This is a genomic window from Candidatus Moraniibacteriota bacterium, from assembly GCA_026396275.1.
Lineage (GTDB): Bacteria > Patescibacteriota > Minisyncoccia > Moranbacterales > JAPLXC01 > JAPLXC01.
Genome location: JAPLXC010000005.1, coordinates 25,748 through 37,797, shown reverse-complemented (window position 1 = coordinate 37,797; position 12,050 = coordinate 25,748). Strand labels below are relative to the sequence as shown.

The following is a 12,050-nucleotide window of genomic DNA, read 5'->3' as shown; positions in this document are numbered from 1 at the left end:
TTGGAAATTAGAAGTTGGTAATTAGAAATTTCTAGATTGGAGGTTTTAGATGATTGAAGTGCGAAAAAAGGAAAGAGAGACAGCGGAAAGTTTAATCCGCCGATTTTCCCGCCGGGTTCAGCAGAGCGGCATTCTTGTTCGCGCCCGCCGGACGCGGTTTCGGGCTGAAGAAAAAAGCAAAAGGGAAAAGAGAAAAGAAGCGCTATATAAAGTCCGAATCCGCAAGGAAATTGATAAACTGAAAAAATTAGGAAAATTTGACGAAGAAACACTGAAAGATATTAAACGTAAAATGGAATAAGTATTTACTAATTACTAATGCGCTTCGCTTTTACGAATATACTAATATTCAAAAAGTAATTCGTATATTCGTATATTCGTATGGAATTAGTAATTCGTAAACAAGAATATGAATTTAAAGGAAAAAATTTCCAATGATCTAAAAGAAGCGCTGAAAACCGGCGACGCGTTTCGCCGCGATGTTTTGCGCCTTCTTGGCAGCGCTATCCACAACGCTGAAATTGAAAAAAAGAAGCAGGATGAAGGACTATCCGACGAGGAAGTTGTCGAGGTTATTGCCCGCTCGATCAAACAGCGCCGCGACAGTGTCGAACAATACGAAAAAGGTGGGAGGAGCGACCTTGCCGAAAAAGAAAAAAAAGAAATTGAGATCCTTTCCGCTTATATGCCGGAGCAGTTGAGTGAAGATAAAATCAGGGAAATCGTGAAGGAAGTTATCGCGGGTACCGGCGCGGCGTCGAAAGCCGATATGGGACGCGTGATGGGCGCCGCCATGGGACGCCTCAAAGGTCAAGCAGATGGAAACATGGTGAAAAAAATAGTAGAAGAATTATTGAGGTAAAGAGTTAAGCCAAATAACCAAGGCAAATAAAAAATAAAGTTATGTTGCAGTCCAAGCTTTTCACTAAAACCCAAAAAGAGGCACCGAAGGACGAGACGAGCGCCAATGCCCAGCTTCTAATTCGAGCCGGTTTTGTGGAGAAATTAATGGCCGGGGTTTATTCTTTTCTTCCACTAGGGCTCCGGGTAATGAAAAAGATAGAGAATATAATCCGGGAAGAAATAAACGCTGTCGGCGGGCAGGAAATTTTTATGCCGGCGCTTCAGCCTAAGGAAAATTGGGAAAAAACCGGACGTTGGAACACGATGGATGATTTGTATAAAGTCAAGGATTCGGGCGGGCGTGAATTCGCCCTGGGGCCAACTCATGAGGAGGTGATTGTTCCCCTTGTTCAAAAATACATCCATTCCTACAAAGATATCCCTTTTTACGCTTATCAGATTCAGAACAAATTCCGGATGGAGCTGCGGCCAAAGTCCGGGCTGCTGCGGGGAAGGGAATTTTTAATGAAAGATCTCTATTCTTTTCATCTTAATGAGGATGATCTTAATAATTACTACGAAAAAGTAAAGAAAAGTTACTTTAACATCTTTAATAAAGCAGGCATTGGCGGAAAAACCCACCTTACTTTTGCCACCGGCGGCACTTTTTCCAAATATTCCCATGAATTTCAGACCCTCTCCGAAGCCGGCGAAGATACCATATATATCTGCGATAAATGCAAGGTGGCGATTAACAAAGAAATTAAACATGAAACGCCCCAATGCCCCCAGTGCGGCACTGATAAGTTCAGAACTGAAAAAGCAATTGAAGTCGGGAATATTTTCAAGATTCGGGATAAATTTACCAAGCCGTTTAATTTGACTGTCAAAGACAAAGTCGGAAAAGACAAATTAATTACCATGGGTTGTTATGGCATCGGCCTTAATCGCCTTATGGGAACGATTGTTGAGCTTCATCATGACGAAAAAGGAATCATCTGGCCAATCGCAGTTGCACCTTACCAGGTGCACCTGCTCAAAATCAAAAATCAAAAACCTGCCTCGCCGGCAGGCGGGTCAAAAATCAAAATTGATGAAGAGGTTGATAAAATATATAAATTATTGCAGGACAATGGAATTGAAGTGCTGCATGACGATCGTGAAGCGAGCGCCGGGGAGAAATTTGCCGACGCGGATCTTATCGGTATTCCATATCGTGTTGTGGTAAGTGAAAAATCATTGAAAGCCGGGGGAGTGGAAGTGAAGAAGAGAAATGAAAATAAACCGACACTTTTCGATATTCAAAAATTAGTAGAGCTTATAAAGAGTAAAAAGTAGCTCGCCAAAAATAATTTATTTGACAGTATGCCCCGATCGGAGCAAAGTGTCAAAAGATTTTAGAATTTTTCTTATGGTTGCCATAAATTGCGGTCGCAATCCATGGGAGTTATTGATTTTTTAAAGTTTGGAAGTGTAATAAAATATCTTAAGATATGCTTTTAGTGAATATAATTTAAAATCTGAGCTAATAAATACTTCATTTAAACCAAAAATTGACTCCGGCATTTGACAGTCGGCCGGTTTAGGTGTACAATTAAGCGTTGGTCATAAAAATGGCCGGTATTCCGCATTAGCGGGATAAATGTTCTTAATAACCGCAACACGTTCGCAAGAACACTGTTGCAAAAAGAAAGGAGTTAACGATGAGCGAAATAATGCTCGATGTTGACCAGGCTGGGGAGTTAAAAGCCGCGTTTCGGCGCGGAGATTGGACAAATGCAGAGATAAAAAAATTAAGTGAGGGCGATATCCTTGCTCAAGTTCGTCAGGTAATACTTGGTTATGCAGAAATTAAGCTTATCGACCATGTAATCAACTGTGATGCGGATCCCTTCGTCCCAAGCGGATGGAATGTGATTAGGCACAAAAAGGGCAGGCAGTTAAAGTGGGATCCGACAGAAATCTCACTTTATCTTTCTAAGAAGCAAAGGGATAGAAAAGTGATCGAGGGAAACATACTGCACAAGGAATTGGAAAAAATGCCAGTTCTCAACGCCAACGTCCTTGATTATCTACTTGCCAATCCACACCTTATTCCTGAGGAATGGAAAGACAAATACGTGTTTTTTTGGGGAACGATTTATCGCGACTCCACTGGCTACCTCAGCGTCCGTTACCTCGACTGGCACGGCGGCAGGTGGCACTGGCACGGCCGCTGGCTTGACGACGACTGGAGCGACTTCAATCCCGCGGCGTTGCTCGCAAGTTAGTACTTTATTTTGATCCTTAGAATTGGAGATGTAACAGCGAATTGTTACATCTCCTTTTATTTTGGCGAAAAGTTTGGTAAAATAACTTTGAGAATAAGTAAAAAACAGCCATTTTTGTTAGGATGGCTTTAATAGACCCCTGAATTGAGTTTGGGGTAAATTATTTATTTCATGAAGATTACACTTTCTAAACACGCCGGGTTTTGCGAGGGAGTAAGGCGCGCTTATGATATGATCGTGAGCGCTGTTGGCAATCCTCAAGTCAAAAAACCAATTTATGTTTTGGGATCGCTGGTTCACAATGCCGATGTCGTGAAGAATTTGGAAGATCTGGGAGTGAAAAAAATCCAGGTTGACCGAAATCTTTTCAAAAATTTACGAAACCTTAAAAGCAAGATCGGCACGCTAGTAATCACTGCTCATGGAATCGGACCGGCGCTTTATGAATTTTGCCGCAAAGAAAAAATCTGGCTTATTGACACAACCTGCCCGAGAGTGATAAGGGTGCAGCGGCTCGCCAAAGTATTCGCTGAAAAAATGCACAAGCTTGTCATCATTGGCGACAAAGACCATAAAGAAACGAAAGGCATCAGAGAATGGTCTAAAAATACCGCCATAATCGTGGAAAAGGTAAAAGAATTAAAAGAACTGAAATTAAATTCGTTTAAGCGCGTCACTGTTTTATTCCAGACAACCCAGGATCTGGATCTCGCCGAAATCGTGAGTTCCTTCGTCCATAACTTCTGCCCTGATGTTAAGGTCATCAATACCATTTGCCGCACAACTCATGATCGCCAGAATGAAGTGAAAAAAATCGCCCGCCAAAGCGACGCGGTAGTGGTAATTGGCTCTTCGGAGTCCGCCAATTCCACTCGGCTCTGGGAAATTGCCAAAAGAATCAATCCGCGGTCCTATTTTATCGAAAGAGCTGATCAGATTAAAAAAGAATGGCTTAGAAAAATTGAAAAAGTCGGCATTACCGCTGGCGCCTCAACTCCGCAATGGGTAATTCAGGAAGTAGTGGAATATTTCAGGAAAAACGGAACTTGATTTTTTGCTTGTTTTAGATAAAATGTAAACATATGTCCAAAATCATTATTGTTGAAGACGATCCGATGATTTCGGAAATTTACGAGCGTAAGTTTTCCGCGGCCGGTTTTGAGGTTGGCGTGGCGGCCAGCGGAGCCGAGGTTCTTAAAAAAGCCCGGGATGATAAGTTTGATCTTGTCCTTCTTGATATGGTGCTTCCGGACATGAGCGGTTTGAGCGTGTTAAAAGAGCTCAAGCAAAGCGGGAAATACAACCCGGAAATGAAAGTGATAATCTTCAGCAACCTGGACGAAAAAGAGGATCAAGATAAAGCGTTTGAGGCCGGGGCGGACGGATTCATTCCCAAAACCCGCTACACCCCATCAGATCTAGTAAAGGAAATTCAGCGAATGCTTAGTGAGTATGAGGAAGAAAAAAAGAATGAGCAGAGAAGAGGGAACCCTTCTTCTGAAGAGAAAGAGGGAGAGAAGAAAAGAATTCTTTTTATTGAGGACGAAGAAATTTTTTTGGAAATGTTTGGAGAGAAACTGCGCACGGACGGCTATGAAGTGGAATTTGCCAGAAACGGCGCCTGGGGACTCAAAGAAGCGCTGGCTAAAAATTTTGACCTCATCATTCTGGATGTGATAATGCCGGCGATGACCGGAAGCGAATTAATCGAGCGGCTGAAACTGGAAGAAAAAACGAAAAATATTCCTCTGATCGTTCTTTCCGCTTCAGTTGATGATGAAGAATTAAAAAAAGTTCAGGCGATGGGAATTTCTGATTTTTTTGTCAAAACCCGGATCGTACCGAGCGATTTGTCAAAAAAAGTTGAAGAAATATTAAATAACTGAGCAACTAAGCAACTAAAAAACTAAGCAACTGAGAAACCAAGAAGCTTAAAAATGTTTCTCTGTTCTTCAGCTTCTCAGTTTTTTTAGTTTAATTTATGCAGCGAACTTTAATCATTGACACGCCGAAAAAAATAGGAGAGCGAGTGTTTCTCAAGGGCTGGGTACACCGGCGCCGTGATCACGGCAAGCTTATTTTCATTGATCTTCGCGACCGGAGCGGCATCGTTCAATGCGTGATTATTCCCGACAAAAAGGAGGCCTATGAAGCCGCCAAAGGACTGCGCGGTGAGTATGTCATAGAGCTGGAGGGAATAATTAAGGAAAGACCACGTAGCGCTGTTAATGAAAAAATTTCTACAGGGAGAGTGGAAATAACGGTAGAGAAAATAGAGATCTTGAATGAATCAAAAACTCCTCCCTTTGAAATAGAAAAAGATACTTCTGAAGTACAGGAAGAGATTCGACTAAAATATCGCTATCTGGATCTTCGTACAGATAGAATGAGAAATAACATAATAATACGAAGTAGGGTGATAAAATTTATAAGAGATTTTTATCTGGAAAAAGGATTCTTAGAGATAGAAACCCCTATTCTTACAAAAGGAACTCCTGAAGGAGCAAGAGAATATATTGTTCCTTCACGCCTTCATAAAGGTAAATTTTATGTTCTTCCTCAGTCGCCCCAGCAGTTTAAACAGTTGTTAATGGTGGCAGGATTTGAAAGGTACTTCCAAATTGCGAGATGCTTTCGCGATGAAGACCAAAGAGGTGATCGCCAGCCGGAATTTACTCAACTTGATGTGGAGATGAGTTTTGCAGACGAAAAGGAAATTAGAGATCTGTATGAGGAGTGTCTTATTCAACTTGTTAAGAAACACTTTCCAGAGAAAAAAATCACCCAGATACCTTTTCCCGAATTAAATTATCAAGATGCAATGGAAAGATATGGAACTGATAAACCGGATCTTCGAACTGACAAAAATGACAGAAATAAGTTAGCATTCTGCTGGATTTTACACTTTCCACTTTTTACGAAGGACGAGAACGGCCGACGTACCTCATCTCATCATCCTTTCACAGCCCCTCTTGAAGAAGACATTAAGCTACTTGGAACGAATCCAGATAAAGTACGTGCTCGGGCTTACGATATTGTACTAAATGGATGTGAAATAGGAGGGGGGAGTATCAGAATTCATAAAAAGGAAATTCAACATAAGATCTTCCGGCTTTTAGGACTGGATGAAGAAACGATTAAAGAAAGATTTGGTCACATGCTTGAAGCTTTCGAATATGGCGCTCCTCCTCATGGCGGTATTGCTCCCGGTATTGATAGATTAATCATGATCCTTATGAATGAGCCTAATATTAGAGAGGTGATAGCTTTTCCAAAAACTGGAGAAGCGGAAGATTTAATGATGAAAGCCCCGAGCGAGTTAGGCAAAGAGCAGTTAGAAGAAGTGGGTATAAAAGTAATCAAAAGAAAGACGAAAAGAAAAATTTTCTAATAATACTTGGTCAGAAAACTAAAACACAATGTCCGACAGCGAATTTTGTTTTCACAAAGAGCACTTAAACGAAGAAAAGATAAAACTGATCAGTTTTATTTCTTTTTTATTGGGATTCGGCCAGGCAGTCCTGATTTACATTTTGTCAACGTACTTCAAGAACATTTCGGGAACGGAAAATGTCGGAGTGTTTTATTTAGTCGCTTACGCCATCGAGCTTATTATCCTTCTTAATTTTCACAAAGTCGTCGCCGCCTACGGGAGATCCCGGGCGTTTCTTTTCATTCTGCTCTGTAAAATTCCAATTATTCTATTACTTGTTTTTTTGCCTCCGAATTTTCTTGCCCTGATACCGCTTATTTTATATCTCATTGCCGGCAGTTTGGCCTGGGTAGCGCTGGATATGATTCTGGAGTCCTGCTCGACTGACCGATTTTCCGGAAGAATCCGGGGGCTGCACCTTACCATTATGAACACCGGTTACGTTTTCGGACCGCTTCTTTCCACCCGGCTCCTGGACAAATTCGGATTTCATGGAATTTTTATTTTTTTAATTATCCTTTATTCTTTCATATTTTTATTTGCTCTTTTAGGGCTGCGTAATTTAAGAGAAAACGTGAAATACCGCCCCACCATAATGGAAATTTTAAAAAAAGTGTCCCTGCGAAAGAATGTTTTACGCGCTTACTACATCTCATTTGTACTTGAATTTTTCTATGCGCTGATGGTGATTTACACGCCGATTTATCTTCGCAACTTGGGTTTGGGATGGGATCAAATCGGAATTGTCTTTACCGTGATGCTTGTTCCGTTTGTCTTGTTTCAATATCCGGCCGGACTGATCGCCGACAAAAAAACCGGAGAGAAAGAACTTATTATTTTTTCTCTCATTGTTATGGCAATCGCCACATTTTCTGTCTACTTCATAAGCTCCACTTCGGTTGCCGTTTGGGCGCTCGTGCTTTTTGCCACCAGAATCGGGGCGTCACTGGTTGAAATTTTGCGCGATTCTTATTTTTATAAAAGGATTGAAAGCACTGACATAGATGTCATTGACTTTTTCCGGACTTCGCGGGCGGCAGCTTACATCGCAGCCGCCATTATTTCAACGCCTTTTCTGTTCATTTTTCCGCTTAAATCGATTTTCCTCCTGACAGCGCTGGTCGCTTTTTCCGCCCTTTATCCGGCTTTCCGGCTGGTGGATAACAGAAGCGAGAGGGAAATAAGAGTTCCTCCTTTAACAAAGGGAGAAACAGAGAGGGATTTGTAAATTTTTCCAAAGTTGGTAAAATTAAAGCATAATCGGACAAATAGTAAAAATTTTCACCAAAGGAAATGATTTCTTCATATCCGCATTCCCAAAATTCTCCCCAGCCATCATCCCGGTTTTCCTTCCCCGGAAGAATGATTTTGATATTCCTCATAATAATCCTGATTATTTTTTTTGTTTTTTTCCAATATCTCCAGAAAGAGCTGAATACTAACAGTCTGGATACTAACAGCAACGAAAATATCCTCGGAGAAGAATCCAATCAAGAGACAGCACCTCTCTTAACATCAACAACTCTAAGAGGTATGGCCTCTAACGATAATACTCTCGATACCCTTTATTTTGATCCCTCCTCACAAAACGATAGAATCCTTTCCCGAATAATCTTCACCCCGGTCATCTCCGAAGACGGAACGACAAAATACAAAACCGGAGACATCCAGATCAAATCCAACGGCCTTGTCCGGATTATCACCGGAGCGGTGGATTCCCGCGAAATTAAAAACGAATCCATTAAAAACGAAGACATTGACGACGACATTGACCTCACCGTTAATACTCTCTATGCCGCCAGTGGCATCACTTCTGACGGGAACTTGGTTGCTCAAGGCGACGTCGGCATCGGCACCTCTTCTCCTTCTAATAAGCTTCACGTCCAAGGCACAGACGGAGGGTCGGCCGGAATCTATCTCAATGACGCCGCTCCTTCAACTACCACTGCCACGCTTTACAACTCCGGCGGAAATCTTTACTGGGGAACAACTAATCTCTCCGGCGGCGGTTCACTCCCCAACGGCACCGAAGGCCAGATGCTCTACAATAACGCCGGCTCCTGGACGGCCTTCTCCGGAATGTACTGGGATGACACCAACGACTGGCTGGGAATCGGGACTACCTCTCCTCTAGCCAAGCTCACGGTGAGTGGCGATTTTGTCGCCACCGGCCGGATCTCGGCTGGCAATGATGCGATGGGAAGAGTGACGAATGACTGGGACTGGCCTTTACTTTTTGATTTTTCCCAAACCCTGACTGATTTCTCCACTTATAAATATTGGAATCCTCTCAATTCTACTATCAAAGTTGATCCGACCATTGATCTGACCGGAGCAGATTGGGGAGGAGCTACCGGCGCCTACTTTGAAACCCAAATTCCTTCCGGCAATACTAAAAATATTGCTTTCGTCTCTGCACTGGGAGCGGGAGCGAATCATTATGGAAGCGGAACAATAGATTATCTTACCAGCGGTACTATATGGGCCACTTCGGTCGGAGGAGGCGATGTCAGAGAGATGACGGGATTATATGTTTATTCCTGCATCTATAACGCTTCAAATTTAGGTTCTATTACCAACAACTATGGCATTGACCTTGATGTCGCCACTGACGGCACAGTCACCAACAATTACGGAGCCAGAATCAGAAGCGGCGCCTACCGGGCTGGTTCTTCAGTCACGACTGACTATGGTCTTTATATTCGTTCTCCTTACTCTAATGGCTCGATTGGCACTCACTACGGCCTTTATCTTGAGAACCAGGCCTTTGGCACCACCAGCTACGCCATTTATTCGGCTGGCGGCCAGTCCTATTTCGCCGGCAACGTCGGCGTTGGGACGACGAGTCCGGCCTCTCTTCTTGAAATCCAAGACACTGACGCCAATCCGGTATTAACTCTCACTAATCTTTCTGATACCACCTACGATCCCTCTCTCCAGTTCCGCGTCGGTGCCACCCCTTCCGTAAAATTCACTATGGGTGTGGACGATTCCGACTCGGACAAATTCAAGATTTCCACCACGGCTCTGGGGACAAATGATAGATTGGTGATTAATTCCAATGGCCTTGTGGGGATTGGGACGACGAGTCCAGGACAAGCTCTTAGTGTTGTTGGCAGTAACGCGTCAGTTAATTATGCTGGTGAGTTTATTCTGACTAATGATACATCCCCTTCATACGGCACAGCCGCGCTTTATATTGAAAATGACACCAATTCTGGTTCTGGTGCCAGATATTCGCTATATGCAGCAGACGGGAATCCATCTTATTTCGGTGGTAAAGTCGGCATCGGGACGACTTCACCAACTTCCATTTTACACACCATAGCCAGCGGGTCTAAAACCGCCGATTACATAGGCAATCTTCTTACCAACACGGCCACATCTTCAACCGCCTCGATAACAAAAACGGGCTTATCGGTAACATCAACCGGAACCTGGGACGGAACCTCGGCTGTCAACCGCGGACTTTATGTAAATGCCACTGGAGGAACAACTAATTATTCGGCTATATTTGAGGGCGGCAATGTCGGCATTGGGACGACGAGTCCGGTGGAAAAACTTGAAGTCAATGGGAATTTCACCGTCTCTCAAAGGGCGGCCATTGGTTCCGACAGTGGCATAAACAAAGCAATAGATGGAGCATCATCGCTAACGTTAATTGACAGTCGAGATATACTGACGAGTCTCAGCACTAGTTATGTCATAGGCCATTATCTAAGACTCACGCTTAACCCTTCCAGCGCACCCTCCTCTGAAGCATATGGTTCCAATTTTGAAGTTGCAACGCAGAGCGGGAATGCGCAGAACTTCCCGCGCCTTGAAGGGTCGGATCACTCTGCTTTGCACTATGGGTCTGGAACCGTAACTGACTTAGTAGGTGGCACTCATACTGCCAATAGTTACGCAGGAGCAGGAAATGTGACCACATCATATGGGGCAAGGAATAAATCTCATAACTGGTCATCCAGTACTATTACAACTGCATACGGTAGTTGGAATCGTGCCGGGAATATGAGTACCGGGGCCGTAACTGCTGCATATGGTACATATACCGCTATTCATAATGAAGGAGCAGGAACCATAACAGATGGGTATGCTCTATATATTCCCAATCCAACAGGCGCCGGGCCAATAACAAACAACTACGGCTTTTACTTGGAGAACCAAAGTAGGGGGAGCGCCATAAATTATGCGATTTATTCAGCCGGCGGCCAGTCATATTTCGCCGGCAATGTCGGCATCGGGACGACGGGGCCTGGAGCGGCGCTTCATGTTTATGACAACGCTTCCGCAGATTACGCCGCCGAATTTTACAATGACGGCAACAACACCGACCGCTACGGTTTGCTCATCCAAGCCGGTGAAGACACTCCCGCCGGAACCAACACCTTGATCCAGTTCAACGACGGTGACGGCACCGCCGTTGGATCCATCACTTACAACAACACCCAGACTTATTACAACACTTCTTCAGACGTCCGGCTGAAGGAAAACGTCACTCTGGCCAACATCGGCATCAATAATTTGATGAATATCCAAATCCGCCAGTTCAACTTCAAGTCCGATCCAACCAAAGAAATTGTCTACGGCGTCATCGCCCAGGAGTTATATGATGTATACCCTCAAGCCGTCACCATTCCCGAAAACGACACCAAATACTGGCAGGTGGATTATTCCAAGCTGACTCCCTTGATAGTAAAGTCTATGCAGGAGCAGCAGACACAAATCGGCGGATTGCAAACCGAAGACCAGCGGATATCAACTAATGTGGAGACACTGGCTCTCAAGACGGACGAAAGCGTCACTAATCTGGCGGAACTGCAGACCTCGGTGGACGAACAACTCTCAATTGTTAGTGATAATATCAATAATGTTCAAGATAAGGTTGTGGATTTGGAAGCCCAAAACAGCAACTTGGAAAGCCGGGTTGCCGCTCTGGAAAATCTCACGGTTACGCTCCAGGCCCAAATTGACGAACTGAAGGCGCTCACTAACCAGGAACTGAATGTCGCCCAGATGGAAGCCAATAAAAATGATATTGACTACATTAAGCTGGTTCTGGGTATTGATCAGGTGCAAAATCCCGGCGACATCAGCGTCTTGGGCAAGGTAGAGGCGGAAGGAATAGTAGCCGGAGCGTTTACCGTCAAGGTTTCTGATGAAGAAAAAAGAACTCTTGGCACTGCCAAAATCCTCCCCGTGGAAAAAGACGAAGACGAAGACGGCAAAGACGACGAGACGGGATCCGACGGGAAAAGCGTGACAGTGAAAACCAAGGCAGTGACGGATAAATGTGAGATTTTTGTCACGGCTAAAAAAGTAGCCAAACAACCCCTGGCTGTTACCAAAATAAAAGAAAGCGAAAGTTTCAAAGTTGAAGTAGAAAAAACAGTTGATGAAGAATTAGAATTTAGCTGGTGGATAGTTAAAACTACGGATTAACGCAGATTTATGTGCGGATGAACGCGGATCGCAGATAGCAGTTCCCGGAGTGGAAAATA

9 protein-coding genes are annotated in these 12,050 nt (G+C 43.8%); all 9 read left to right on the top strand.

The features are described 5' to 3' along the window. Positions 1-49: 49 nt before the first annotated feature. The 9 genes from NT136_01560 to NT136_01520 all read left to right on the top strand — a co-directional run bounded on the left by NT136_01560 (position 50) and on the right by NT136_01520 (position 11,991). Positions 50-301, top strand: coding sequence for a hypothetical protein (locus NT136_01560; protein MCX6765631.1), 252 nt, complete (start codon positions 50-52; stop codon positions 299-301). A gap of 108 nt (positions 302-409) precedes the next feature. Further along, positions 410-862, top strand: a complete 453-nt coding sequence (locus NT136_01555; GenBank protein ID MCX6765630.1) for a GatB/YqeY domain-containing protein — start codon at positions 410-412, stop codon at positions 860-862. 41 nt (positions 863-903) lie between these two features. Next, entirely contained in the window at positions 904-2,181 is a 1,278-nt protein-coding gene (locus NT136_01550; protein MCX6765629.1) for a His/Gly/Thr/Pro-type tRNA ligase C-terminal domain-containing protein, read from the top strand. Positions 2,182-2,558: 377 nt separating this feature from the next. Beyond that, on the top strand, positions 2,559-3,113 hold the full coding sequence (locus tag NT136_01545; protein MCX6765628.1) for a hypothetical protein: 555 nt from the start codon (positions 2,559-2,561) through the stop codon (positions 3,111-3,113). A gap of 171 nt (positions 3,114-3,284) precedes the next feature. Then, complete coding sequence (gene ispH / locus NT136_01540; GenBank protein ID MCX6765627.1) at positions 3,285-4,163, top strand: 4-hydroxy-3-methylbut-2-enyl diphosphate reductase; 879 nt, start codon at positions 3,285-3,287, stop codon at positions 4,161-4,163. 32 nt (positions 4,164-4,195) lie between these two features. Further along, positions 4,196-4,999 (top strand): response regulator, encoded by an 804-nt coding sequence (locus NT136_01535; GenBank protein ID MCX6765626.1) that lies wholly within the window; start codon positions 4,196-4,198, stop codon positions 4,997-4,999. A gap of 95 nt (positions 5,000-5,094) precedes the next feature. Next, positions 5,095-6,504: an aspartate--tRNA ligase gene (aspS, locus tag NT136_01530; GenBank protein MCX6765625.1), complete on the top strand. Its 1,410-nt coding sequence runs from the start codon at positions 5,095-5,097 to the stop codon at positions 6,502-6,504. A gap of 28 nt (positions 6,505-6,532) precedes the next feature. Then, positions 6,533-7,774: an MFS transporter gene (locus tag NT136_01525; protein MCX6765624.1), complete on the top strand. Its 1,242-nt coding sequence runs from the start codon at positions 6,533-6,535 to the stop codon at positions 7,772-7,774. Between the two features lie 65 nt (positions 7,775-7,839). Next, positions 7,840-11,991: a tail fiber domain-containing protein gene (locus NT136_01520; protein ID MCX6765623.1), complete on the top strand. Its 4,152-nt coding sequence runs from the start codon at positions 7,840-7,842 to the stop codon at positions 11,989-11,991. Positions 11,992-12,050 lie beyond the last annotated feature (59 nt).